Origin of the sequence: Microbacterium testaceum, assembly GCF_029761935.1 — a bacterium.
In the GTDB taxonomy this organism is placed as follows: domain Bacteria; phylum Actinomycetota; class Actinomycetes; order Actinomycetales; family Microbacteriaceae; genus Microbacterium; species Microbacterium testaceum_A.
Genome location: NZ_CP121699.1, coordinates 3,115,556 through 3,140,269 on the forward strand (window position 1 = coordinate 3,115,556; position 24,714 = coordinate 3,140,269).

Sequence of the window (24,714 nt, forward strand, 5' to 3'; positions counted from 1 at the left end):
TCGACGGGTGACTGAAAACGTCGACGTTCTCCTCATCGGTGGCGGCATCATGTCCGCCACTCTCGGAACTCTGCTGAAAGACCTCCAGCCCGATCTCAAGATCGCCGTGCTCGAGCGTCTGAGCGACGTCGCGCAAGAGAGCTCGAACGCGTGGAACAACGCGGGCACGGGGCACGCGGCCTTGTGCGAGCTGAACTACACGCCCGAGGGCAAGGACGGCTCGATCGATCCCGCCAAGGCGGTCACGATCAACGAGCAGTTCCAGCAGAGCCGTCAGCTGTGGGCCTCGCTCGTGGCCGAGGGCGTGCTCGACGAGCCCTCGACGTTCATCAACGCCACGCCGCACATGACCTTCGTCCGCGGCGAGAAAGACGTCGCCTTCCTTCGCAAGCGTTACGAGGTGCTCAAGCAGCAGCCGCTGTTCGCCGGCATCGAGTACAGCGAGGATTCGCGCGTCATCAACCAGTGGGCCCCGCTGCTCATGCAGAAGCGCCGTAAGGGCGAGCCCTTCGCGGCCACCCGCGTGCCCGCCGGCACCGATGTCGACTTCGGCTCGCTCACCCGTCAGCTGTTCGCGAACCTCCGCGAGAAGGGCGTCGAGGTCGCCACGAACCACGACGTCAAGAAGCTCAAGAAGAAGAAGGACGGCACGTGGGAGGTCTCGTACCGCCACGTGATCGGGGGAACGCCCGGCTCGATCAACGCGAAGTTCGTCTTCGTCGGTGCGGGCGGCTGGGCTCTCAAGCTCCTTCAGCGCTCCGGCATCCCTGAGATCAAGGGGTACGGCGTCTTCCCGATCGGCGGGCAGTGGCTCAAGACCTCGAACCCCGACATCGTCTCGAAGCACCGCGCGAAGGTGTACTCGCAGGCCTCGGTGGGGGCGCCCCCCATGTCGGTGCCGCACCTCGACACGCGCGTGATCGACGGGGAGTCGTCGCTGCTGTTCGGCCCGTTCGCGACGTTCAGCCCTAAGTTCCTCAAGAACGGCTCGATGCTCGACATCGTCACCCAGGTGCGCCCGCACAACATCGGCCCGATGCTGAAGGTCGCCGTCGACAACCCGAGCCTGATCAAGTACCTCGTCAGCGAGCTGTTGAAGACCCACTCCAAGAAGGTCGACAGCCTGCGCGACTTCATGCCGACCGCCAAGGACGCGGACTGGGAACTGCTCGACGCCGGTCAGCGCGCGCAGGTCATGAAGCGCGATAAGGACAAGGGCGGCGTGCTGCAGTTCGGCACCGAGGTGGTCACCTCGGCCGACCACACCATCGCCGGTCTCCTCGGCGCCTCGCCGGGAGCTTCGACCGCCGTCTCGATCATGCTCGGCTTGATCAAGACCTGCTTCCCCGAGCGCATGCCCGCCTGGGAGCCGCGCCTGCGCGACCTCATCCCCAGCTACGGCGAGACGCTGAACACGAATCCCGACGCGGCCCGCAGAGAGCTGGATGCCACGGCCCACGCGCTCGCGATCAACCCCTGAGGTCCGCGTGGCGAAGCTGTACTTCCGCTATGGAGCGATGAACTCGGGCAAGTCCACGGCCCTGCTGCAGGCGGCGTACAACTACGAGGAGCGCGGACAGCGGGTTCTGCTGGCCAAGCCCGAGATCGACACCAAGGGCGCCGACCAGATCGACAGTCGGCTGGGCGTGAAGCGTCCGGTCGACTTCCTCGTCGCCCCCGGCGATGATCTGCGCGAGGTGTTCCACAGCGCGGCGGGGCACGCGCCGGTGGCCTGCCTGCTCGTCGACGAGGCGCAGTTCTTCACCCCGACCCAGGTCGACGACCTGTTGCGGATCGCGGTGCGCGACGGCATTCCCGTTCTCGCCTACGGGATCCGCACCGACTTCCGCACCGAGGCTTTTCCGGGATCGGCGCGCCTGATGGAGGTGGCCCACAGCCTCGAAGAGCTCAAGACGATCTGCCGCTGCGGACGCAAGGCGATCTTCAACGCGCGCCTGGTCGGCGGTCGGTTCGTCTTCGATGGTGACCAGGTCGCGATCGACGAGGGGCAGATCGAGGGCGAAGTCACCTACGAGTCGATGTGCGCCGCGTGCTATCTGCGCGAATCCGGCGGCCGGCTCGACGGGCGCTGAGGCCCTCCGAGCGATCAGCGCCGTCGCTTGCGAGCGATAGCCTGGAACCATGCGCGTACTCCTGGCCGGCGGAGCCGGTTACATCGGAACTCACACGGCCGTGGCTCTTCTCGAAGCCGGGCACGATGTCGTCCTCCTCGACGACCTGTCGGGAACGCACGCCGTCGCCGCCGAGCGGGTCGAGAAGATCACCGGCGCGTCCGCGCCCCTCATCGTGGGCGATGCGGCCGATGAGGCCGTCGTGGCCTCCGCCTTCGACGAGCACGGTCCGATCGACGCGATCATCCACCTGGCGGCGTTCAAGGCCGTCGGCGAATCGACGCAGAAGCCGCTGGAGTACTACTCCAACAACCTCGACACGACCTTCGCGCTGCTGCGGGTGGGCATCGCCCGCGGCATCCGGAGCTTCGTCTTCTCGAGCACCGGCACGGTGTACTCCGACCCGGCCGACCTCCCCTTCACCGAGGAGTCGACGACGAGCATCGACCTCTCCAACGCCTACAGCAAGTCGAAGCGCATGAACGAGGTCGTGCTCGCCGACGTCGCCCGCGTGAACCCCGAGCTGAACGTCACCGTGCTGCGCTACTTCAACCCCGTCGGCGCGCACCCCTCGGGTCTGATCGGCGAAGACCCCGCCGGCATCCCGAACAACCTCATGCCCTTCGTCTCGCGCGTCGCGATCGGCACGCTGGACGAGATCGGGGTCTTCGGGGCGGACTACGACACCCCCGACGGGACCGGCCTGCGCGACTACATCCACGTGGTCGACCTCGCCGAGGGGCACGTCGCCGCCCTCGAGCAGGCGCAGCCCGGGCACCAGGTGTTCAACCTCGGCACCGGTCGCCCCGTGAGCGTGCTCGAACTGGTCGCGTCGTTCGAGAAGGCCGTCGGGCGCGAACTGCCCAAGAAGATCCTCGACCGTCGCCCCGGCGACGTCGCCGCCACGTACTGCGATCCCTCGAAGGCCGCCGAGGTCCTGGGGTGGCGCACGCGGCTCGGCATCGACGACGCGTGCCGCGATTACTGGAACTGGCAGACGACGAACCCGGCGGGATACCGCACGACCGCCGACGCCTGACGATCCGCGCATAGGGTGGTGTGGTCGGGCCACATCGCAGCGCCCACGAGGACGGGGGATGCCATGCCGAACTCCGTCCCCCGCGCCTGGCAGGTGGTCCTCGAGCGCATCGAGAGCGACCTGCGCGACGGGCGACTGGCCCCCGGCGACCGGTTGACCCCGGAACGCGAACTCGCCACGCAGCTCGGAGTGGGCCGCTCGAGCGTCCGCGAAGCGGTGCGGGTGCTCGAGGTGCTCGGGGTCGTCCGCACGGCGACCGGCTCCGGCCCCACCGCCGGCGCGATGATCGTCACGACTCCGCGGGGCGGCCTCGCCGCCTTTCTCCGCCTCCAGGTGGCGGCGAACGGCTTCCCCCTGACCGACGTCGTGCGTACGCGCATCGTGCTCGAGTGCGATGTCGCCGAGCGGTTGGCCCAGGATGACGTCGACCTCGCCGAGGTGGTCGGCATCCTGGATGCGATGGATGCCGACGACCTCGCGCCCGACGAGTTCCTCGCCCTCGACGCGCGCTTCCACCAGGCTCTCTCCGAAGCGTCGGGCAATGCGGTGATCTCGGCGATGATGGCGGGGCTGCGCAGTTCGATCGAGGCGTACACGCGCGCGGGGGCGGCCCGCCTCGACGCGTGGCCGGTCGTGGCGGATCGGCTGCGATCGGAGCACCGGCACATCGTCGCGGCGATGTCGGCGGGCGACGTTGCGGCGGCTCGCGAGGCCGTCCGGGCGCACATCACCGACTACTACACCGAAGTGGCGCGGGCGCTGAGTCCGGCCGACGCGGCGGAACCGGCTGTCGCCGACGCTGCTCGCGCCGCGCTGCGGTCCGTCCCGTCCGCGTGAGAGGAACCTCATGAGCGATCGACCCGCGCGCCCGCCGCGCCCCCAGCACGTCCTCCACGTCGTGGGGACCGAGCGACTCACCCCGCACCTCGTTCGGGTGCGCGCACGGGGGCGCGACCTGTCGGCGTTCCGCGAGAGCCCGCACACCGACAAGTACGTCAAGATCACCTTCGCCAAGCCCGAGCTCGGCCTCGAGCCGCCGTACGACCTCGCGGCACTGCGCGAGACCCTGGCGCCCGAGGATCTGCCCGTGACCCGCACGTACACCGTGCGCGCGGTCGAGGGGAACGAGCTCATCATCGACTTCGTCGTGCACGGCGACGAGGGGCTTGCGGGACCGTGGGCTGCGCGCGCGCAGCCGGGGGACCGTCTCGTGGTCTCGTCGCCGGGCGGAGGCTACGCGCCCGACTCGTCGGCGGATTGGCACCTGTTCATCGGCGACGAGTCGGCGATCCCCGCGATCGCCGCGGCTCTCGAGACGCTGTCGCCGGATGCCGTGGGCGCCGCCTTCCTCGAGGTGCAGGCCGCGGACGAGCAGCTCGCGCTGACGGCTCCCGCCGGGGTCGCGATCACGTGGGTCCACCGTGGCGGGGCGACGGCGGGCGCGACGAACGCGCTGTCGGATGCCGTGGCGTCATGGCATCCGCTTCTCGGACGAGGACACGTGTTCGCTCACGGGGAGCGCGAGGCGATGAAGCGGATGCGCGATCTCGTCTTCGCGCAGTGGGGACTCGGGCGCGAGCAGGTGTCGCTGTCGGGATATTGGGCGTACGGGCGCACCGAGGACCGGTTCCAGGCGGAGAAGCGCGAGCCGATCGGTCAGATCGTCTGACGTCTCGCGCTCCGCAGGTTCACTCCGCGGTTCGAGCGGGCAGCGTCGGGATGAGCTTCTCGAGGAACGCGGCGGTGTCTTCCCACCCGTGCACGGCCTGGCACTCGACGCCCATCGCGAGGACGGGGTAGTCGTTGCCGTCGGGGTCGAGGCGGTCGCCGACGAAGAGCATGTCGTCGAGGGGGATTCCGGTCGCCTCGACGAGCTTGTTCATGCCGTAGGCCTTGTCGATGCCGCGGTGGGTGATGTCGACCGAGGTGGAGCCGCCGGAGCGGACCTCGAGGTCGGGTATACGGGAGGCGACGGCCTCGCGCAGGCTGTTCTTCTTCTCGCCGGTGGGGTCCCAGGCCATCTTCGCCTCGAGGGGCGCCGACTGCCCGAGGGCCGAGAACGTGATCTGCGAGCCACGGTCCTCGAGGATGTCACCCCACGGCTCCGCCTCCCAGAGGCCGAGGCGCTCCGCCTCTTCGCGAACGGCGGTGAGGGCGCGCTGCTTCTCGTCGTCGGTGAGCGAGTGGGCGTACACGGTCTCGATGCCGGCGGGCGTGAGGAGGTAGTACTGGGTGCCGCAGGTGGGCATCAGGTGGAAGTGCGCGAGCAACTCGGGGGAGGCCTGGGGCAGACGCTCGACCACCTGGCTGCGGAACTGCTGGAGCTGTCCACCCGAGATGATCGCCACTTCGACCTTGTCGGCGAGAGCGAGCAGCAGGTCGCCGATGCGCGGATCGATCGCCGACTTCGAAGGGGCGAGGGTGTCGTCGAGGTCGAAGGCGACGAGGCGGGGCGAGGCGTCGGACACGGTGCTCCTGAGCAGTGAGAGGTCGTCGCACGGAGGTGTCGCGTGCGGGAGGGGGGCGGCGTCGTGGGATGCCGCGTACGGGTCGATTCTACCGGGGGCCGCCCCAGCGTCGTCTCCGGCGGCCCGGGACGGGGATTGCCGTGAGCGGCTCGCGCAACGGTACGAGAGACGCCGGTCGAGACAGGGGTTCGAGCTCGTGCCGGGGGCGCGCCGCGTCGAGGGTGCGCGGTCCACCTCCCGCCGATGCAGAGAGGCCCCCCGCAGGAGCGGAGGGCCTCTCTGATGATGCAGTGGTCGGGGTGACAGGATTTGAACCTGCGGCCTCGTCGTCCCGAACGACGCGCGCTACCAAGCTGCGCCACACCCCGTTGCAACTTGAAAAGTCTACCCTGCTCGAAGCCGTGCTTCGAACCACGGAGCCTTTTTCGCTCGAAACGGTGGGATGCCGCAGGGGGGGAGGGTCAGCGAGGGACCGATGCCGCCCTCACCCCCGAGGTGGATCAGGCCAGCGCCGGCGCCGCCCCTCGACGCGTGCGCCGCCACGCGCAGATCCCCGTCGCGATGGCAACAGCGGAGAGGCCGCCGGCCATCAGCAACGGCGGCGCGGAGATCCCTGTCTGAGCGAGTGCGGTGGGAACCGACGGGGATGTCGGGGGTTCTTGTGGGATCACGGCGACGGTCGTCGGAGTGGGCGTCGAGGCGGGGACGGGCGGAGGAGGAGAGGCCAACTGCTCCGTCTGGGCGGGCGTGGCGAAGTGCTCCATCCAGAAGTAGTGCGGTGGGAAGTGCGCGACCGCGTCCGTGTCTTGTGACGTGCGCTCGATGCGCCACACGGCGGTGTAGACGCCCGGGCCGGGAAGCGTCGTGGTCGACGCTCGGTACACACCGGCGCCGATCTTCGGATCGGTGCGGAGCTCGAGGTGCGCGACCGGGTCCAGATTGACCGGGATCTCGGGTGCCTCGGCGGGGAACGCGTTCGTTCGGTAGACGTCTGCCGTCGCACTGACGACGACGAAGGTTCCGTCGCTGTGGCGAGGCCAGACGCCGTCGCCGGCAGAGACGGTGACCTCGTCGACGTACCGGGCCTGAGAGTCGATCGTCGCCGAGGTCGCGATCAGCGGGGAGAAGCGCACGGGTCGCGGAGAGGCGTCTTGACCCGTGAGGGTGAAGGTGGTCGGCGCGGCCGGCCCGGCGGACTCCTGCTGGCCCGGAGTGGAGTAGTACCGGATCGCCGCGGAACGCACCGTGAACGTGCCCGCCGCGCGAGCGACATACGGGCGCCCGCCGTCAGATGCCGTCGGCGGGGCGAGGATCGGGTACGTCACTCGTCCCTGGACCCCGCCGCGCTCAGAGCTCCCGGTGTCGGCGAAGACCGCATTCTCGAGTCGCAACGTCCCGACGGCGGTCGCGTCCACGTCGACCGTCACCGTTCCCCGCGTGGGGTCGTCCTCGTCGGCCGACAGCGTGAGCGCACCTCCGACACGGGGGACGGGGATGTTCTCCGCTTCGGCGAGGAGTTGCAGGGTTCGCTCCTGGACTGCGCCGCTGTTCTCGGGGCTCGCCCTCCGCATGATGTAGTCGATCGCCTCGGCCAGATCGTTGCCACCGTAGCCCCAGGAGTGAAGTGTCGTCTCGCGATCGGCGATGGCCTTGACCGCCCATCCGATGCTCGCGGCTTGGATGGGATCATCGGTCTGGCCGTAGGTGGAGACGAGGTAGTTGATCGAGACCAGCTGCTGCGGGCTGAGCCCGTTCACGTCTCCTGTGTCACCGTGGTCGGTCGTCGTGCCGGTGGCAACGGGAAGGCCGGGGTGGATGCAGTACGTGTGCACGTCTCCCACGCGCATGGAGCCGTGCCATCCGGTTCGGGAGAGCGGCGCCCACGTGCCGAAGCCCGTGCCGCGGTCGGCGGCGTGGGCCGCGGGGGCGACGGCGACACCGAAGAGAACACCCGCCAAGGCAAGAGCGCTGGCGAGCCGTCGAAGTGTCGATGGTGGTCGGTGCATGCGAGTCCCTTTCGGTCGAGGAACTCGATCTTGCGGGAACGCCTCTTCGGCTCGACGGCGGAGAGGGCCGATCCGTGAACGGATCGACCCTCTCGGACGCTGTGGAGAAACCGTCAGCGAGGCAGCAGCGTGAGCAGCGACGCCTCGGGCCGGCACGCGAATCGCACGGGGGCATAGATCGAATGGCCCAGCCCCGCGCTGACGTTCAGCGGCACGGTACGCGCCTCGTGGGTCCATTCGCTGAGACCGCGCGCCTGGTCGAGGGGGATGTCGCAGTTCGACACCAGCGCCTCGCGGCGGAACGGCACGCGCACCTGCCCGCCGTGGGTATGCCCCGCCAGGAGCACGTCCGCGCCGAGATCGGTGAAGGTGTCGAGCGTCCGCCGGTAGGGCGCATGCATGACGCCGAGCGTGAGGTCAGCGGCATCTAAGCGCTCCAGAACGGGAGGGATGAGCTCGGGGTGGTCCCACCTGCGGTGGGCGTCATTCACACCGAAGGCCGTCACGCGGAGGCCGTTGATCTCGAGCGAGACGGCCGTGTCATCCAGGATGTGCCATCCCAGATCGTCCGTGAAGAACCGGTCGAGGGCGGCGACGTCGAGGTGCTTGTGAGCCGGCTGGTGCCCGGAGGGCCCGAGGAAGTATCGGAGGGGATTGCGCGGAGCCGGCTCTTGGAAGTCGTTCGACCCGTGCACGACGAGGCCCGGGATGCCACGCAAGGGCGCGAACGCCGTTCGGATCCCGGTGAGGCCGTCGCGGTGGCCCAGGTTGTCGCCCGTGTTCACGACGAGGTCGGGCGACAGCTCGGCGAGACGGGCCATCCACTCCTGCTTGCGGTGCTGCCAGGGGGCCATGTGGGCGTCGGAGACGTGCAGGACCCGGATCGGTTCAGCTCCCTTGGGCAGGACGCGCAGGGCGTGATAGCGCACGGTGAAGAGGTAGCGCTCGATGCCCATGCCCCACACGGCGGCCCCGACAGCGGCCGCCCCCGCGACCCCGAGGGGTGCGAGGGCGGCCGTCACGAGAGGACGCGTCATCAGCACTTCTTCGCGACGATGGATAGGGCGATCGCGGTGCTCTTGTTCGTCGCGGTGTCGGCGGCGGGGCTCGTCGCCGTCACACGGCCCTCATTCGGGGCCGTGCCATCGGCCTGGCAGGCGCCGATCGACACGTTGGTGAATCCGGCCGCGTTCAACGCCGCCTGGGCTGCGGGAACGGTCTGCCCGCCCACGTTCGGCACCGTCGCACCCTGCCCGTTGCCGGGGCTCAGGGTGATCTGCGAGCCCGCGGGAGCAGAGCCCCCACCGGGGTTCTGGGCGGCGACGGTGTCGGGACCCGACGGGGAGTCGACGGGGTCGCCGACAGTCACGCGGAAGCCCGCATTCTGGAGGGTCGAGGTCGCCGCGTCAATGCTCTGCCCGACGACGTTGGGAAGGTCGCGCTGCTGCGTGCGCAGCAAATTCGACGCCGGGTCGGGGAACCGGTCTCCGCCGTAGATGTCGTCCGCTGCGCGCTGCACGTCGCGAGCAAGTCGGTAGCGCAGGTCGCTCAGTTGGATGCGGTTCGCGTACTTGCCGAACAGAGTGGTCGTTCCACCGTCCCAGTTGCCGACCCACACCGCGGTGGTGGCGTTCGTGGACGATTCGATCATCCAGGTCTCGTGCGCCTCGTGGGTACCGGTCTTGCCGAGCACCGGGGTGCCGTCGCCGGGGTTGGCAGCCGCACCGGTGCCGTTGCCCGTCATGACGCCCTGCAGAGCGTATGCGGCGGTCGCAGCGATCTCCGGGGTGAGAGCCGTCTCGCACTGCAGGTCAGGAATGGGGCGATCCGAGCCGTCCGCCGCGGTCACCTTGTCGATGACCTTGGCCGGGCAGCGGCTGCCACCGTTGGCCACGGTCGCGAAGGCGCCGGCCATCGCGATCGGCGAGATGTTGTCGCTACCGATGACCTCGTTCGCGTTCGCCATGGTGATCTCTTTGCCGTCACCGGTGGTGACGCCCATCTTCTTCACGACCTTGGCGATGTCGCACAGGTCGAGTTCGGCCGCCATGGCGAGGTAACCGGTGTTGAGCGAGTCGCGTGTGAACATCATCGGTGTGCCGACGTACCCGCCGCTGTTGCCGAAGTTGTTGATGGTGTAGTTGCCCTGGTTGACCCAGTTGCCGGCGCACGAGTTCGTCATGTTCGGCACGGGGCGCAGACGCCCGTTGAGCGTCTCGTTCAAGGAATGGCCCTTCTCGAGCCAATCGACGAGGGTGAACAGTTTGAAGGTCGATCCCGCGCTGAAGCCGATCGAGCCGCCGTTCGTCGAATCGCCCGCGAAGACGATCGAGTTGTACGAGGGGTCCGACTCAGCCAGGCTCGGGTCCTGCGTGAACTTCGTGTTCTGCGCGATGGCGAGGAGGCGTCCGGTCTTCGCCTCGAGGCTGACGGCGGTCGCCCCGAACTTCAGCTGGTCCATCGACGCCGGTGCGTTGTCGCTCATCGTCTTCTGGGCCGCATCCTGGACGTTCCAATCCAGCGTGGTCTGGATGGTCAGACCGTCCTGGCGCAGCGCGCGGACGCGGTCGTCGGTCTCCGTGCCGAAGGCGGGGGAGTTGAGGATCGTCGACACGACGTACTGGCAGAAGTACGGCGCCGCCGAAGAAGAGCAGCCCTGATCGGTCGGGGTGATCTGCGGCGAGATCGGCTCGATCGCCGCGGCGACGTACTGCTCGTGCGTGATCTTGCCGTCCACCTCCATACGGCTGAGCACGTAGAGCTGACGGCCCTTGGTCTCGCTGTACCCGTCGGCGGCGTTGACCAGCTGCTCCTGCGTGATCTCGCCGTTGTCGCGCAGCGTATAGAGCGCCTGGATCGTGCTCTGGTCGACGTCGTCGATCGAGCCGTCGGGAGCCTTGTTGTAAGCGGTCTCGCCATCACTGATCGAGCCCTCGGGGCGGTCGATGCGGAAGCGGTTGGGGTTCTGCACCATGCCCGCGAGAACCGCCGCCTGGCCGACGCTCAGGTTGGCGGCCGGGGTGTTGAAGTAATAGCGCGCCGCGGCGTCGATGCCGTAGGTGGTGCCGCCGAAGTTGGCGATGTTCAGGTAGCCGAGAAGGATCTGGTCCTTCGTGTACTCCTTCTCGAGCTGGATCGCGTACCGCATCTCCTGCAGCTTGCGCTGGTAGCCGGCGGCGCCGTCGGACTGCACGGCTTCGAGGGCGCACTTCTGCAGGGCCTCGTCGCGCGTCATCGCGGGCGTGGTGTCGGTCGCCTCGACGGCCTTGGCGTCGCGCTCGCAGCGCTGCACGAGCACGTTCTTGACGTACTGCTGGCTGATCGACGAGCCGCCCTGGGTCTCGCCGCCGGAGGCGTTGCTGAGCAGGGCGCGGGTCGTTCCGATGAGGTCGACGCCGCCGTGCTGGTAGTAGCGCGGGTCTTCCGACGAGAGGATCGCGTCGTACATGACCGGGTTGACCTGGTCGAAGGTGACGGGGGAGCGGTTCTGGTCGTAGAACTTCGCCAGCACCCGGTCGCCGGCCATCAGCGTGGTCGGCTGCATGAGCTCGTCGGGCTTCAGGTAGCTGGGCATGTTGTCGAAGACGGTGATCGCGCTGGAGGCAGCGGCACCGGAGACGGCGATGGCCGGCGTCACGGCAGCGGTGACCAGGAGTCCGGCGACCGCGCTCAGGCCGACGAGGCCGACGATGCCGCCGAGGGCGCCGCTAGCCGTTCGTTTGTTCTCGGGCATAGGCTTGATGCTAAGCGACGTTGCTGGGCGATGCCTCGAAGGCAGGCCCTCGCGCGCGTACGCGTCCACCACCGCGCGCACGACGTTGCGCGCTCCGAGCCACCTCCGGGAGCCCGACATGACCACGTGGGAGTACCTCACCACTCCGCTGCTCATCCACAACACCGCCGCGATCCTCAACAACTGGGGTAAGCAGGGCTGGGAGCTCGTTCAGGTGGTGACCGGTCCGGAAGGCGGACTCGTGGCCTACTTCAAGCGCCCCACCGGCGGAGGCGCCGCCAACGCCGGCCTCGGTGCCGCCGAGACCGCCGCCCGTCAGTTCGAGGGGCAGCAGTGAGCGTCTCCGAGCGCCTCGCCGCCCTGGGCGTCGACGTCCCGGCGGTCGTCCCGCCCGTCGCCTCGTACATTCCCGCCACGCGTCACGGTGACCTCGTGTACACCTCGGGTCAGCTGCCCATGGTCCAGGGGGCCCTGCCCGCGACCGGAAAGGTCGGCGAGTCCGGCGGACTCATCGCCCCCGCCGACGCGAAGGGCTACGCGCGCCAGTGCGCCCTGAACGCGATCGCCGCGGCTGCGGCTCTCGTCGGCGGCGTCGACAACCTCACCGGCGTGCTCAAGCTCACCGGCTTCGTGGCATCCGTCCCCGAATTCACCGGGCAGCCCGGCGTCATCAACGGCGCGAGCGAGTTTCTCGGCGAGGTGTTCGGCGAGGCCGGCGCACACGCGCGCTCCGCGGTCGGTGTGCCCGTCCTTCCCCTCGACAGCCCCGTCGAGGTCGAGGTGATCTTCACGGTCGCCTGACGGCGATCCCGGATGCCGGCACCCCGGCCTCCACACGGAAGGGACGCTCCGGTCGCTCGGGGCGTCCCTTCCGTCGTTCTCGGCCGCGGGGGTCTCGGCTGATTCAGAAGTGAACGGGAGCAGGATTCCCCCGTGACCTCCTCTTCCGGCGTGGGCGGCCCGTCCTCCCCCGAGAACGCCCTCCTCGCTCCCTCGCCCTCCATCCGGCGCGCCGTCGTGTGGGCCGTCTGCACCGTGGTCGCCGTGATCGCGGTCGGATTCCTGCTGCGGTTCGTTCCGCTCGATGTGGCCTTCTCCGACGCGGTGCACCACCTTCACGCGAAAGTCCTCACGCAGGTGGCCGAAGCCTTCTACCGCTCGCTCAAGCCGCTGCCCGCCGCGGCCATCATGATGGTCGCCACGGTCGCGGTCGGTCTGCTGACGCGACGGTGGCAGGTCGCGGTCGCCTTCTTCGGCGGAGTCGCCGTGACCTGGGGCCTCGCGGAGGCCGCGAAGCTCGTCGTCGCCCGACCGCGCCCGGGCATGTCCGAGGCCATGACCCAGGCCATCGGCGCGACGGCCGACCCCTCGTTCCCGAGCGGTCACGTGGCGTTCACGGCATCCTTCGCGGCGGTCCTGATCTGCGCACTGTGGTCGACGCGTTGGCGGGCGCTCGGAATCGTCGTGGGCGTCGTCCTGGTCGTGGGGATGTCGGTGTCGGTCGTCGTCATCGGCGTGCACTACGCCGGCGACGCTCTGGCGTCGATCGTCTGGGTGGCGGGGGTGTATCCCGCCGTGCGGGCCGTCGGTGCTGCGGTAGTGCCCCGCGTGGACGCGTTCGTTTCGCGCCGGCTCGGCCCTGCCCGCTCGGGTCGCGGGACCTCGATCGGCCGCTGATTTCGTTGGCGAGTCGATCCCGGATGCCGTGAGTTCCGGCATCCGGGATCGGACCTCACTTCACCTGGGCACTGATGACGCTCATGACGGCGGTGTCGGCGAGGGTGGTGGTGTCTCCGACCTCGCGGCCCTCGGCGACGTCGCGGAGGAGGCGGCGCATGATCTTGCCCGAGCGGGTCTTGGGGAGCTCGCCGACGATGTAGACATCGCGGGGACGGGCGATCGGGCCGATCTGCTGTCCGACCCAGGTGCGCAGTTCGTCGCCCAGACCCTCGACGGGGTGCTCCTTCAGGTAGCGGCTCTTGATGATGACGAAAGCGACGACCGCCTGGCCGGTGGTCTCGTCGCTCGCCCCGACGACGGCGGCCTCGGCGACCCCCTCGTGGCCGACGAGGGCGGACTCGATCTCGGCGGTCGATAGGCGGTGGCCCGAGACGTTCATGACGTCGTCGACGCGGCCGAGCAGCCAGACGTCTCCGTCGTCGTCGAGGCGCGCGCCGTCGCCGGCGAAGTAGTAGCCCTTGTCGGCGAACTTGTCCCAGTAGGTCTCGCGGTAGCGGTCGGGGTCGCCCCAGATGCCGCGCAGCATGCTCGGCCAGGGTTCCGTGACCACGAGGAGTCCGCCGCTGCCGTTGCCGACCGGTTCGCCCTGCTCGTCGACGACGGCGATCGAGATGCCCGGGATGGGGACCTGGGCGGAGCCGGGCTTCGTCTCGGTGACGCCGGGCAGGGCCGAGATCATCATCGCCCCCGTTTCGGTCTGCCACCACGTGTCGACGATGGGGGCCTTGTCGGCGCCGATGATCTCGCGGTACCAGATCCAGGCTTCGGGGTTGATGGGCTCGCCCACCGAACCGAGCAGGCGGAGCGACGACAGGTCGAACTTCTGCGGCACGTCGCGCCCGATCTTCATGAACGAACGGATCGCGGTCGGCGCCGTGTAGAAGATGGTCACGCCGTGCTTCTCGATGAGCTCCCACCATCGGCCGGGGTGGGGAGTGTCGGGGGTGCCTTCGTAGAGCAGCTGTGTGGCGCCGTTCGCCAGGGGACCGTAGGTGACGTAGGTGTGTCCGGTGATCCAACCGATGTCGGCGGTGCACCAGTACACGTCCGTTTCAGGGTGCACGTCGTGGACGACGCGGTTGGTGAACGCGGCCTGGGTCAGGTACCCGCCCGAAGTGTGCAGGATGCCCTTCGGCTTCCCCGTGGTGCCCGAGGTGTAGAGGATGAAGAGAGGGGTCTCGGCGGGGAAGGCCTCGGCCTCGTGGTCCGCGGAGGCCTTCGGAACCACGTCGTGCCACCAGAGGTCGCGGCCGTCCGCCCAGTCGACCTCGTTGCCGCCGCGCTTGACGACGAGCACGTGCTCGACGGTCTCCTGCTCGCCGGAGCCGTTGCGGTCGGCGAGCGCCTGATCGACCGCCGGCTTCAAAGGCGATACCTTGCCCTTCCGCCAGCCGCCATCGGCGGTGATGACCAGTTTGGCGCCGGCGTCGTCGATGCGCGCGCGCAGGCTGTCGGCCGAGAACCCGCCGAACACGACGGAATGCACGGCGCCGATGCGTGCGACCGCCAGCATGGAGGCGATCGCCTCGGGGATCATCGGGAGGTACAGGGCGACGCGGTCGCCGCGCTCGATGCCGAGCTCGGTGAGCACGTTCGCCAGGCGCTTCACCTCGTCGGTGAGTTCGGCGTAGGTGACGTTGCGCTGATCGCCCGGCTCGCCCTCCCAGCGCAGAGCGATTCGGTCGCCGTTGCCGGCCTCGACGTGCCGGTCGAGGCAGTTGTAGGCGACGTTGAGCTCACCGTCGGCGAACCACTCGGCGAACGGGGGAGTGGACCAGTCGAGCACCCGGGTGAAGCGCTTGTGCCAGTGCAGTTCGCGGGCCTGATCGGCCCAGAAACCCTCACGGTCTGCCGCCGCGCGCTCGTAGAGGTCGTGCTGGGCGACGGCCTGGGCGGAGAACTCGGCCGACGGCGCGAACCGGCGGGTCTCGTTGAGGAGGTGGTCGATCTGGCTGCTCATCGCGGCGCTCCTTCGCGTTCACGGACCCGCGCACCTGCGCGCGGCGTCCTCACCCCGGTCACGCTAGCGACCCCCTCCGACACCGGCCACCTCCGATAGATGGGATCTCCGACGGTGGGAAACAGGTGATATATCGCAATGAATAGGTCGGGTTGAGTTGGCCGGACTCACCTGCACGCGTACTCTAGCTAGCGCCCGAACATCGCTTCCGGCACTCGCGTCGGGGGGAGCCCCCCAATTTTTCCCCGGCGCGTGGCGGCATCCCTCGCCCCCCACTGTAGGGATGCCGCCCCCTTCTTTTTCCGGCGGAGTTCCTCCCCGATGACGATGCGAGCGACGTTCTCGTCGCTCGCTCCTCCACAGGTCGGGATCTTCGCGGCGGATCCACTGATCGCTTCTGCGGGCCCGCGGATCGATCCGGCACGACCCTACGGTCGTCGTCGTGACCTCCCTCGCCCCGCCCTGCAGCGGCCTCGACCCCGCGACGGTCGACGCCCCCGACCCTGCGGTGGCGTTCCTGCGACCGTTCCTCGACGACCCTCGCGTGACCGATCTCTTCGTCAACGGCGATCGGGGGCTCTTCGTCGATCGCGGTGACGGCATCGAGCACGTGCCTTCGTGGCGGGCGTCCGAGACCGAGGTCCGCCGCCTCGCGGTCCGCCTCATCGCGCTCGGCGGGCGGCACCTGGACGACGCCACGCCCTGCGTCGACGTCCGGCTCGATCGGGGTGTGCGAGTACACGCCGTGCTCGCCCCCGTGGCCGCGAGCGGCACGAGTATCTCCGTCCGCGTGCCGGCGTTCGCGCGGCCCGACCTGCAGGCTCTCCAGCGCGCGGGGATGTTCTCAGCGCGCCAGCGGGACAGGCTCGAACGTCTCGTCGATCGACGCGAGAACATCCTCATCGCCGGCGCGACGGGCGCGGGCAAGACCACGCTCCTGGCTGCTCTGCTGTCGCGGGTGCCATCGACCGAGCGCATCATCACGATCGAGGAGGTGGTGGAGTTGCACCCCGACCACCCGCATCACGTCGCGCTCGAGGCGCGGCAGGCCAACATCGAGGGCGCCGGCGGCATCTCCCTCTCGCGGCTGGTCAGGGAGGCCCTGCGCATGCGTCCCGACCGGCTGGTGCTGGGGGAGTGTCGCGGCGAGGAGATCCGTGACCTGCTGATGGCGTTGAACACCGGGCACGACGGGGGAGCGGGGACGCTCCACGCGAGTAGCCTCGTCGACGTCTCGGCGCGAATGGAAGCCCTGGCAGCGCTCGCCGGAATGGATGCCGAGACCTGCGCGCGGCAGAGTGCCGGTGCCATCGACGCCGTCGTGTACGTCGAACGGATCGCCGGGCGACGTCGCGTCACCGGGTGGGGACGACCCGTCGTGCACGAGGGGCGCCTCCGAATCGAGCCGGAGAAGTGGACGTGAGTGCTCACGGCTCGCGGACGCCGCATCTTCGCGCGCGACGCGACCCTCGGACCGCTGATCCGATCGAGACGGTTCTCCGCCTCGCCGTCCTGCTGTCCGGGGGAACAGCCCCGGCGTACGCGTGGAGATACCTGGCAGAGGGCGGCGACCCCACGCTGAGCGCGGCAGCCGACGCCGCTGCCCGTGGGGCGGATGTCGGTGCCGTCCTCCGGGCGGCGGGTGAGTCGTGGAGCGGGACCGCCGCGATCTGGAGCGTGGCCGTAGCCACGGGAGCGCCGCTGTCCGATGCCCTGCGCTCGGTCGTGGGCGCCCTCCGTGACGCGGTGGAGGTTTCGGCCGATATACGCGTCGCTCTCGCGGAGCCGGTCGCCACGGCCCGGCTACTCGGGTGGCTTCCCCTCGTCGGCATCCCTCTGGGCGGTCTTCTCGGCTTCGACCCCGTCGGTGTTCTGCTCCGGGATCCGCTCGGGCAAGGATGTCTCGCCCTCGGGCTCGGCCTGATGGGCGCAGCGTACGTCTGGATGCGCAGGCTGTCGCGCCGGGCCCAGCCGCCACCGGTGATCCCGGGACTCGAGGCCGAGCTCTGGGCGGTCGCCCTTTCGGCTGGCGTGTCGATCGACCGGGCTCGCGGACTGATCGAAGGTCTAGGCGTCGGCACGATGAACCGCATCGCCGTCGCCGAGACGCTGGACCTGGCGACCCGAGCGGGAGTGCCCGCGGCCGAACTCCTGCGGGGGGACGCGTGGATTGCGCGGTACCGGTCCCGAACCGACGGTCGGGTGGCTGCGGCGAGACTCTCCACCCGCCTGCTCGTGCCGCTCGGGCTCTGCACGCTGCCGGCCTTCCTGCTCATCGCCGTCGTCCCTGCCGCGCTCGCGGTCCTCCGCTCCACGGCACTGCCGTGACCTCGATCGTCCACATAGAAGAAGGAGTAGTTCCATGATCCGATCCCCTCGACCCGTCTCGAAGCGCGGCCCCGTCGATCTGCCGCCCTTGACCAGCGCACGCGCGGGCGCCCTGTTCCTCGACGAGCGGGGCGCGGCGACCGCCGAGTACGCCATCGCGACCATGGCGGCTGTCGCCTTCGCGGGCCTGCTCGTGATGATCATGCGCAGCGACGAGGTACGGGGGATCCTCACCGATCTCGTGCGTCGCGCGCTGACTGTTCAATGAGAAGGCTGGGGGAGCGCGGGGCGGTCACGGCGGAGTTCGCGGTGGCTCTGCCCGCCGTTCTGGTCGTCCTGGTCCTCGGGGTCGGCGTCCTCGCGTCGTTCGCGACCACGGTACGGGTGCAACAGCTCACCACCGAGGGCGCGCGTCTGCTCGGCAGGGGCGACGACGCCGCCCTGCAGCGGCTGGCGGAGGTGGGGGCGACGGCGTCGGTGGACCGCGGCGGTGGAGTGGTCTGCGTACGAGCGTCTGCTCGCGTGCCGATGGGCCTGCCCCTCCCTCCGGTCTCGACGCGCGCCTGCGCCCTCGACGGAGGTCGCTGATGCCCGCGAGCGTGTCGACCCTCGGAGTGATCTCGGTGGTCGCCGGTCTCGCGGTCGCCCTGGCCGTCGTCGGCGGTGCCGCGGTCGCGGCCGAACGACTCGCGGGGACCGCGGATGCCGCCGCCCTGGCTGCGGCGGATGCGGCCAGCGGGGCAGTATCGGGGGTGCCGTGCGACGAGGCTGCACGTGTCGCTTCGGCGGGAGAGGTGACCCTGCGAGAGTGCGATGTCGAGGGCCTGGTCGCCACCATCACCGTCGGTGGGGCGTACGGTGGGATTTCATTCGATGCGCGCTCGCGGGCCGGACCCCCCGAACGGTCGAGCCCGTGAGACCTCCCGGAACCCGAACAGGGAGGCGTGTGTATGGTGTGCATCGACGAAAGGACCCCAGTGGCAAACGGAAAGAAGCTCGTCATCGTCGAGTCCCCGACGAAGATGAAGTCGATCCAGGGATACCTCGGCGACGACTACGAGGTGCTCAGCTCGGTCGGTCACATTCGCGACCTCGCGTCGAAGAAAGAGATCCCGGCCGACAAGAAGGCGGCGTACGGCAAGTACTCCATCGACGTCGAGAACGACTTCGACCCCTTCTACGTGGTCAACGACCGCAAGACGAAGACCGTCGCCGAGCTCAAGCGCGCTCTCAAGACGGCCGACGAAGTCCTCCTCGCCACTGATGGTGACCGCGAAGGCGAAGCCATCGCGTGGCACCTCCTCGAGGTCCTCAAGCCCAAGGTCCCCGTGCGTCGCATGATCTTCCACGAGATCACCAAGGACGCCATCAAAGAGGCCGCCGAGCACACCCGCGAACTCGACGTCTCGCTCGTCGACGCGCAAGAGACCCGCCGCGTGCTCGACCGGCTCTACGGCTGGGACGTCTCGCCCGTTCTATGGCGCAAGGTCGGCTCGGGCCGCGAGGGCACGGCCCTCAGCGCCGGTCGCGTGCAGTCCGCGGCCACCCGTATGGTCGTCGAGCGCGAGCGCGAGCGCATGGCTTTCGTCTCGGCCTCGTACTGGGACGTCGAGGCACTCGCGTCGCAGTCCGGCTCCTCCTTCACCACGCGCTTGAACCGTCTCGACGGCGCGCCCATCGCGCGCGGCGGCGACTACGACGACAACGGGCAGCTCAAGAAGGCCGTCGTGGTCCTCGACGAGGCGCAGGCACGCGCACTCGCCGACGCGATCACCGCCGCCGGCACGGCGACCGTCGCTAAGGTCGAGGCGAAGCCCGGCACGCGCAGCCCGCGTGCCCCCTTCACGACCTCCACGCTGCAGCAGGAGGCCGGCCGCAAGCTCTCGATGAGCGCCAAGCACGCCATGGGCGTCGCCCAGCGACTCTACGAAAAGGGCTTCATCACCTATATGCGTACCGACTCGGTCGCCCTCTCGGGGCAGGCCATCTCGGCAGCGCGTGCTCAGGCCGTCGCTCTCTACGGCGACAAGGCCGTTCCCGCGAACCCGCGCGTCTATAAAAGCAAGTCGAAGAACGCGCAGGAGGCGCACGAGGCTATCCGTCCCTCGGGCGAGACCTTCCGCACGCCCGCGTCGCTCGCTTCCTCGCTCGATCGCGACGAGCAGAAGCTGTACGACCTGATCTGGAAGCGCACCGTCGCGAGCCAGATGGCGGATGCCAAGTACGAGACGACGACCGTCACGCTCACGGTGAAGGCCGGTGCCCAGGTCGCCGAGTTCACGGCATCCGGAACCGTCTACACCTTCAAGGGGTTCCTCGAGGCCTACGAAGAAGGCGCCGACGAGAAGCGCAACGACGACGACGCCGACCAGTCGCTGCCGGCGGTCGCCGTGGGCGACACGCTGTCGGTCAGCGATGTCGAGCCCAAGGGGCACAGCACCTCTCCGAAGCCGCGGTACACCGAGGCCAGCCTGGTCAAGGCCCTCGAAGAGAAGGGGATCGGTCGCCCGTCGACCTTCGCCAGCATCATCGGTGTGATCCTCGACCGTGGGTACGTCAGCAAGCGTGGTCAGGCCCTCGTGCCCAGCTGGCTCGCGTTCAGCGTCGTCCGCCTCCTCGAAGAGCACTTCGCCGACCTCGTCGACTACGACTTCACCGCCGCCCTCGAAGACGATCTCGACGCCATCGCGCGTGGCGAGCAGCGCCGCACCGAGTGGCTGAAGTCGTTCTACTTCGGCTCCGAGAAGCAGGTGGGACTGCGTCACATCGTCGACAACCTCGGCGAGATCGACGCTCGCGAGCTCAACTCGACGCGCATCACCGACACGGCCACGCTGCGTTTCGGAAAGTACGGCCCGTACCTCGAGGTGACCGATCCCACGGCCGGCCCCGACGCCAAGCCGCGCATCGTCAACATCCCCGAGGACCTCGCGCCCGACGAGCTCACGCCCGCGAAGGCGCAGGAGCTCATCGACGCCCCCGTGGCCGGCGACCGGGTGCTGGGCGAGAACCCCGAGAACGGCAAGCTCGTCGTCGTGAAAGACGGTCGCTTCGGCCCCTACGTGCAAGAGGTCGACGCCGAGGAGCCCGAAGAGGTCGACCAGGCCACGGGCGAGGTCGTCGAGGCCCCCAAGAAGCGCGGAGCTAAGAAGGAAGCGGCCCCGAAGCCTCGGACCGCCTCGCTCTTCCGGTCGATGTCCGTCGACACGGTCGATCTCGATACGGCCCTGCAGCTGCTCTCCCTTCCCCGCGTCGTGGGTACCGACCCCGCCTCGGGTGAGGAGATCACCGCGCAGAACGGTCGCTTCGGTCCCTACCTCAAGAAGGGCACCGATTCCCGGTCGCTCGACGACGAGAAGCAGATCTTCGACATCACGCTCGACCAGGCGCTCGCGAAGTACACCGAACCGAAGTACGGCGCCCGCCGGGCCTCGAGCGCTCTGAAGGAGTTCGACGCCGACCCGGTCAGCGGCAAGCCCCTCAAGCTGAAGGACGGTCGCTTCGGTCCCTACGTCACCGACGGCGAGACCAACGCCACTGTCCCCCGCGGCGAAGACGCGATGGCGATCACCTTCGAGCGCGCCGTCGAGCTGATCGCCGACAAGCGCGCCAAGGGTCCCGCGCCGAAGAAGACCGCAGCGCGAAAGGCCCCCGCGAAGACGGCTGCCGCGAAGACCACGGCGGCCAAGACGACGGCGAAGACCACCGCGGCGAAGACGGCCGCGGCGAAGACCACCGCGGCGAAGACGGCTGCGACCAAGACGACGGCCGCCAAGACGACGGCCGCCAAGACCGCCGCCCCGCGGGCGACGACCACGCGCAAGGCCCCGGCGAAGAACTCGTGACCGACGACCGCACCCGGCCGCTGACTCTCCCTCGGGCGTCCGCGGCCGGGGGGCCCGGCCTGTTCGTGACCTTCGAAGGCGGGGACGGCGCCGGCAAGACCACTCAGGCCTCGATGCTCGAGGACTGGCTGCGCTCCGGTGGCCGGAACGTCGTTCGCACGCGCGAGCCCGGTGGCACCGACGTGGGAGTGCGCATTCGCGACATCGTCCTGCACCACCGCGGTCACATCGCCGCCCGCGCCGAAGCGTTGCTCTACGCGGCCGACCGTGCCCATCACGTCGAGACCGTCGTCCAGCCCGCCATCGCGCGCGGCGACGTCGTGATCCAGGACCGGTACCTCGATTCCTCCGTCGCCTATCAAGGCGCCGGTCGTGTCCTGGATGCCGATGACATCCGTGCACTGTCGCTCTGGGCGACCGGCGGGCTCCTGCCCGATCTCACCGTGCTGCTCGACCTGGACCCCGCCGCGGCGCGCCGTCGCCTGGACGCGGACGACAAGCCCTTCGACCGTCTCGAAGCGGAGAAGAGCGAGTTCCACGCGCGCGTGCGCGCCGGCTTCCTCACCCTGGCCGCCGCCGAGCCCCACCGCTTCCTCGTGCTCGATGCCTCACAGGCGCCGGACATGCTGGCGGGTCAGGTGCGCGCGGCGATGCAGGAGCACCTCGGCTGAGGCGAGCGTGGTCGATGCACAGCCGACCGCCAGCGGCCGTGTCCGACCCCCCGATTAGGCTGGAGCCCATGTCCGTCGCCCTCGATCCGTCCGCGTCCGCCGCCGGTTCGGCGTCGTTCCCCTGGGACGCCGTGTGGGGGCAGGACGAGGCCGTGCAGACGCTGCAGGCCGCGGCATCCGACCCCTCGGCGCTCGCGCACGCGTGGCTCATCACCGGACCTCCCGGTTCGGGGCGATCCACCCTGGCCTACGCGTTCGCCGCCGCTCTCATCGCCGATCCGGGTGACGAGAACGCGCAACGCCAGGTGCTCGCCCGGACTCACCCCGATCTCACCGCCCTGCGCACCGAGCAGGTCGTGATCCGCATCGACGAGGCGCGTCGACTCGTCGAGCGCGCCTCTTTCGCCCCCTCGCTCGGTCGTCACCGCGTGATCATCGTCGAAGACGCCGACCGGATGGCCGAGCGCACCTCGAACGTGCTGCTCAAGGCCCTCGAGGAGCCGCCCGAGAAGACCGTCTGGGTGCTGTGCGCACCCAGCGACGCCGACCTGCTGCCGACCATCCGCTCGCGCGTGCGCGTCCTGCGTCTGCGCGAGCCGTCGGTCGCCGACGTCGCCGCCTTGATCGTGGAACGCACGGGAGTGAGCCCCGACATCGCGGAGGAGTCCGCGCGCCACGCGCAGCGCCACATCGGCATGGCGCAGCGCCTCGCGACCGACGACGACGCTCGCGGCCGCCGCGCCGAAACCCTCGCGGCGGTGCTCGCCGTCCGCGGGATCGGCGACGCCGTCGATGTGGCCGGACGCATCGTGCGGCTGGCCACCGATGACGCCAAGGCCCTCACCGCCACCCGCGACGAAGAAGAGCGCCAATCGCTTCTGCGCATGCTCGGCGTCGCCGAGGGGGCTGCGGTGCCGCCGTCCGTCCGCGGTCAGGTGAACGCCCTCGAAGACGACCAGAAGCGCCGGGCGACCCGCAGCCTGCGCGACGGTATCGACCGCGTGCTCACCGACCTGCAGTCGCTCTTCCGCGATGTCGTGATGATCCAGTACGGCCGCGACGGAGACCTGGTCAACAGCGAACGCCTCGACGCGCTCCGCGCCCTCGCCGGGGAGTGGTCTCCCGCGCGCACGCTGGGAGTCCTCGACCGCATCTCGGTCACCCGCCGCACCCTCGAGCAGAACGCCGCCCCGCTGCTGGCCCTGGAGAGTCTCATGATCACCGTCGCCAACGGGTCCGCTCCGTGAGCGTCCGCCGTCGTCTCGCCGCCGTCATCGCGGGCGTCGCGGGTCTCGCCCTCGCCCTGTCGGGATGTCTGTACGCCCAGATCCCTCCCATGGCACCCGCGGTCGGGCCGTCGCTGGCACCGCAGACCGAGGGCATCGACGCGTCGCTCCTGCCCTACTACGGGCAGACGCTCACCTGGACCGACTGCGGCTCGGCCGGTTTCGATTGCACGACGGTCACCGCGCCCCGCGACTACGCCGATCCGTCGGCCGGCGACCTCACGCTGTCGGTGATCCGGCATCGGGCGACGTCGGGCCAGCCGCTGGGCTCTCTGCTGACGAACCCCGGGGGCCCCGGTGTGAGCGGTGTGTCCACCGTGCGCGACTCCCTGTCGCTCGTGGCCGACGAGACGCTGACGAAGACGTACGACATCATCGGCTTCGACCCTCGCGGGGTGGGCCAGTCGGCACCGGTCACCTGCTACGACGCGGCGGGCATGGATTCGTTCCTCTACGACATCCCCCCGGGTACGCGCGGCAGCGACGAGTGGAACGCCGCGCTCGAGAAGCGCCAGGCCGACTTCGCGCAGGCGTGTCAGGCCAACAGCAACGGCATCCTCCCCTACGTCTCCACCGAGAACGCCGCGCGCGACATGGACCTGCTGCGCGGCGTCCTGGGGGACAAGAAGCTGAACTACCTCGGCTTCTCGTACGGGTCGTTCCTCGGCACGACGTACGCGGGGCTCTTCCCCGATCGTGTCGGGCGAATGGTCCTGGACGGGGGAATCGACCCCAGCCTGCCGAGCAGCGCGAGCGGTATCGCCCAGGCGGTCGGGTTCGAGAACGCCCTGCGCGCTTTCATGGCGGACTGCCTCGAAAGCTCGGACTGTCCGTTCACCGGTTCCGTCGACGACGCGATGAACGATCTCTCGTCGTTGCTGGAACGCGTCGACGCCCGCCCGCTGACGGGCCCCGACGGGAGGCGGCTCGGCGCGGACACCCTCGTGACCTCGATCGTGGCGGCACTGTACAGCGACCAGAACTGGCCCTACCTCCGCATGGCTCTCACCGGGGCGCAGAACGGCGATGCCTCCGTCGCCTTCCAACTCGCGGACTTCTACAACGGTCGTGTCGGCGGTCAGTACCAGGACAACACGATGCAGGCGTTGCGGGCGTACAACTGCGTCGACTATCCCGACGAGGGCGACGAGGACAACCCGCAGATCGAGAAAGAGCTGCAGCAGAAGGCCCCGGTGGTCGCCCCCTACTGGCTGGGCCCCGACGCGTGCGCCGCGTGGCCCGCCCCGCCGACCGGCACGCGCCAGGCGATCACCGCCCCCGGCTCGCCGCCCATCGTGGTACTGGGCACGACGGGAGACCCGGCGACCCCGTACACCGAGGCGCAAGCTCTCGCCGGTCAACTCTCGCAGGGCGTGCTCGTGACCTACGTGGGCGAGGGGCACCTCGCCTACAACAAGGGCAACGACTGCGTGAACTCGGCCGTCGACGACTACCTGGTCGACGGCACCGTACCCGCCGAGGGGCTGCGCTGCGAGTAGCGCCCCT

Annotated in this window: 22 protein-coding genes and 1 tRNA gene; 17 read left to right on the plus strand and 6 right to left on the minus strand. The window is 69.5% G+C overall.

Annotation, left to right across the window (positions count from 1 at the left end; translation table 11 throughout):
- Positions 1 to 7 precede the first annotated feature (7 nt).
- From QBE02_RS14895 to QBE02_RS14915, 5 genes are all read left to right on the plus strand, one after another.
- Complete coding sequence (locus QBE02_RS14895; RefSeq protein ID WP_074695713.1) at positions 8 to 1,480, plus strand: malate:quinone oxidoreductase; 1,473 nt, start codon at positions 8 to 10, stop codon at positions 1,478 to 1,480.
- Between the two features lie 7 nt (positions 1,481 to 1,487).
- Positions 1,488 to 2,093: a thymidine kinase gene (locus QBE02_RS14900; RefSeq protein ID WP_279366425.1), complete on the plus strand. Its 606-nt coding sequence runs from the start codon at positions 1,488 to 1,490 to the stop codon at positions 2,091 to 2,093.
- 49 nt (positions 2,094 to 2,142) lie between these two features.
- A complete protein-coding gene (gene galE / locus QBE02_RS14905; protein WP_279366426.1) occupies positions 2,143 to 3,171 on the plus strand; it encodes a UDP-glucose 4-epimerase GalE in 1,029 nt (342 codons plus the stop codon).
- Positions 3,172 to 3,234: 63 nt separating this feature from the next.
- Entirely contained in the window at positions 3,235 to 4,008 is a 774-nt protein-coding gene (locus tag QBE02_RS14910) for a FadR/GntR family transcriptional regulator (protein WP_279366427.1), read from the plus strand.
- A 10-nt stretch (positions 4,009 to 4,018) separates the two neighbouring features.
- Complete coding sequence (locus QBE02_RS14915) at positions 4,019 to 4,840, plus strand: siderophore-interacting protein (RefSeq protein ID WP_279366428.1); 822 nt, start codon at positions 4,019 to 4,021, stop codon at positions 4,838 to 4,840.
- A 19-nt stretch (positions 4,841 to 4,859) separates the two neighbouring features.
- Here QBE02_RS14915 and QBE02_RS14920 read toward each other — a convergent pair whose 3' ends face one another.
- The 5 genes from QBE02_RS14920 to QBE02_RS14940 all read right to left on the minus strand — a co-directional run bounded on the left by QBE02_RS14920 (position 4,860) and on the right by QBE02_RS14940 (position 11,378).
- Positions 4,860 to 5,639 (minus strand): HAD-IIB family hydrolase, encoded by a 780-nt coding sequence (locus tag QBE02_RS14920; protein WP_279366429.1) that lies wholly within the window; start codon positions 5,637 to 5,639, stop codon positions 4,860 to 4,862.
- A 291-nt stretch (positions 5,640 to 5,930) separates the two neighbouring features.
- Positions 5,931 to 6,007: transfer RNA gene (locus tag QBE02_RS14925), tRNA-Pro, on the minus strand.
- A 132-nt stretch (positions 6,008 to 6,139) separates the two neighbouring features.
- Positions 6,140 to 7,597, minus strand: coding sequence for a hypothetical protein (locus tag QBE02_RS14930; RefSeq protein WP_279366430.1), 1,458 nt, complete (start codon positions 7,595 to 7,597; stop codon positions 6,140 to 6,142).
- 161 nt (positions 7,598 to 7,758) lie between these two features.
- A complete protein-coding gene (locus QBE02_RS14935; protein ID WP_279366431.1) occupies positions 7,759 to 8,682 on the minus strand; it encodes a metallophosphoesterase in 924 nt (307 codons plus the stop codon).
- Positions 8,682 to 11,378: a transglycosylase domain-containing protein gene (locus tag QBE02_RS14940; RefSeq protein ID WP_279366432.1), complete on the minus strand. Its 2,697-nt coding sequence runs from the start codon at positions 11,376 to 11,378 to the stop codon at positions 8,682 to 8,684. Before QBE02_RS14940 ends, QBE02_RS14935 begins: the two co-directional genes overlap by 1 nt.
- Before the next feature lie 118 nt (positions 11,379 to 11,496).
- Between QBE02_RS14940 and QBE02_RS14945 the strand changes: the two genes are divergently transcribed.
- From QBE02_RS14945 to QBE02_RS14955, 3 genes are all read left to right on the plus strand, one after another.
- The gene (locus QBE02_RS14945; RefSeq protein WP_056229468.1) at positions 11,497 to 11,715 is read left to right on the plus strand and encodes a hypothetical protein; all 219 of its coding nucleotides are present in this window, start codon (positions 11,497 to 11,499) and stop codon (positions 11,713 to 11,715) included.
- On the plus strand, positions 11,712 to 12,179 hold the full coding sequence (locus QBE02_RS14950) for a RidA family protein (protein ID WP_279366433.1): 468 nt from the start codon (positions 11,712 to 11,714) through the stop codon (positions 12,177 to 12,179). The genes QBE02_RS14945 and QBE02_RS14950 overlap by 4 nt, the downstream gene beginning before the upstream one ends.
- A gap of 132 nt (positions 12,180 to 12,311) precedes the next feature.
- Positions 12,312 to 13,055, plus strand: coding sequence for a phosphatase PAP2 family protein (locus QBE02_RS14955; RefSeq protein ID WP_279366434.1), 744 nt, complete (start codon positions 12,312 to 12,314; stop codon positions 13,053 to 13,055).
- A gap of 55 nt (positions 13,056 to 13,110) precedes the next feature.
- Here QBE02_RS14955 and acs read toward each other — a convergent pair whose 3' ends face one another.
- On the minus strand, positions 13,111 to 15,078 hold the full coding sequence (acs, locus tag QBE02_RS14960; RefSeq protein ID WP_279366435.1) for an acetate--CoA ligase: 1,968 nt from the start codon (positions 15,076 to 15,078) through the stop codon (positions 13,111 to 13,113).
- A gap of 442 nt (positions 15,079 to 15,520) precedes the next feature.
- On the opposite strand from acs, the gene QBE02_RS14965 reads away from it, so the two are divergent.
- From QBE02_RS14965 to QBE02_RS15005, 9 genes are all read left to right on the plus strand, one after another.
- Positions 15,521 to 16,501: a TadA family conjugal transfer-associated ATPase gene (locus tag QBE02_RS14965; protein ID WP_279366436.1), complete on the plus strand. Its 981-nt coding sequence runs from the start codon at positions 15,521 to 15,523 to the stop codon at positions 16,499 to 16,501.
- Entirely contained in the window at positions 16,498 to 17,406 is a 909-nt protein-coding gene (locus QBE02_RS14970; protein ID WP_279366437.1) for a type II secretion system F family protein, read from the plus strand. Before QBE02_RS14965 ends, QBE02_RS14970 begins: the two co-directional genes overlap by 4 nt.
- Positions 17,407 to 17,440: 34 nt before the next feature.
- Positions 17,441 to 17,674 carry a DUF4244 domain-containing protein gene (locus QBE02_RS14975; protein WP_056229450.1) on the plus strand — a complete coding sequence of 78 codons (234 nt, stop codon included), beginning with the start codon at positions 17,441 to 17,443 and terminating at the stop codon, positions 17,672 to 17,674.
- 41 nt (positions 17,675 to 17,715) lie between these two features.
- Positions 17,716 to 17,994: a hypothetical protein gene (locus tag QBE02_RS14980; protein ID WP_279366438.1), complete on the plus strand. Its 279-nt coding sequence runs from the start codon at positions 17,716 to 17,718 to the stop codon at positions 17,992 to 17,994.
- The gene (locus QBE02_RS14985) at positions 17,994 to 18,323 is read left to right on the plus strand and encodes an Rv3654c family TadE-like protein (protein WP_279366439.1); all 330 of its coding nucleotides are present in this window, start codon (positions 17,994 to 17,996) and stop codon (positions 18,321 to 18,323) included. Before QBE02_RS14980 ends, QBE02_RS14985 begins: the two co-directional genes overlap by 1 nt.
- Before the next feature lie 60 nt (positions 18,324 to 18,383).
- Positions 18,384 to 21,251: a type I DNA topoisomerase gene (gene topA, locus QBE02_RS14990; protein ID WP_279366440.1), complete on the plus strand. Its 2,868-nt coding sequence runs from the start codon at positions 18,384 to 18,386 to the stop codon at positions 21,249 to 21,251.
- Entirely contained in the window at positions 21,248 to 21,922 is a 675-nt protein-coding gene (gene tmk / locus QBE02_RS14995; protein WP_279366441.1) for a dTMP kinase, read from the plus strand. The genes topA and tmk overlap by 4 nt, the downstream gene beginning before the upstream one ends.
- Positions 21,923 to 21,990: 68 nt before the next feature.
- Entirely contained in the window at positions 21,991 to 23,169 is a 1,179-nt protein-coding gene (locus QBE02_RS15000; protein ID WP_279366442.1) for a DNA polymerase III subunit delta', read from the plus strand.
- Positions 23,166 to 24,707: an alpha/beta hydrolase gene (locus QBE02_RS15005; RefSeq protein WP_279366443.1), complete on the plus strand. Its 1,542-nt coding sequence runs from the start codon at positions 23,166 to 23,168 to the stop codon at positions 24,705 to 24,707. Before QBE02_RS15000 ends, QBE02_RS15005 begins: the two co-directional genes overlap by 4 nt.
- Positions 24,708 to 24,714: the final 7 nt, after the last annotated feature.

Bases quoted from the DNA above. Each gene is read 5' to 3' on its own strand.
- QBE02_RS14910 (WP_279366427.1), top strand. From the start codon at position 3,235: ATGCCGAACTCCGTCCCCCGCGCCTGGCAGGTGGTCCTCGAGCGCATC.
- QBE02_RS14985 (WP_279366439.1), top strand. From the start codon at position 17,994: ATGCCCGCGAGCGTGTCGACCCTCGGAGTGATCTCGGTGGTCGCCGGT.
- QBE02_RS14975 (WP_056229450.1), top strand. From the start codon at position 17,441: ATGATCCGATCCCCTCGACCCGTCTCGAAGCGCGGCCCCGTCGATCTG.
- QBE02_RS14915 (WP_279366428.1), top strand. From the start codon at position 4,019: ATGAGCGATCGACCCGCGCGCCCGCCGCGCCCCCAGCACGTCCTCCAC.
- galE (WP_279366426.1), top strand. From the start codon at position 2,143: ATGCGCGTACTCCTGGCCGGCGGAGCCGGTTACATCGGAACTCACACG.
- QBE02_RS15000 (WP_279366442.1), top strand. From the start codon at position 21,991: ATGTCCGTCGCCCTCGATCCGTCCGCGTCCGCCGCCGGTTCGGCGTCG.
- QBE02_RS14935 (WP_279366431.1), bottom strand. From the start codon at position 8,682: ATGACGCGTCCTCTCGTGACGGCCGCCCTCGCACCCCTCGGGGTCGCG.
- QBE02_RS14940 (WP_279366432.1), bottom strand. From the start codon at position 11,378: ATGCCCGAGAACAAACGAACGGCTAGCGGCGCCCTCGGCGGCATCGTC.
- QBE02_RS14945 (WP_056229468.1), top strand. From the start codon at position 11,497: ATGACCACGTGGGAGTACCTCACCACTCCGCTGCTCATCCACAACACC.
- acs (WP_279366435.1), bottom strand. From the start codon at position 15,078: ATGAGCAGCCAGATCGACCACCTCCTCAACGAGACCCGCCGGTTCGCG.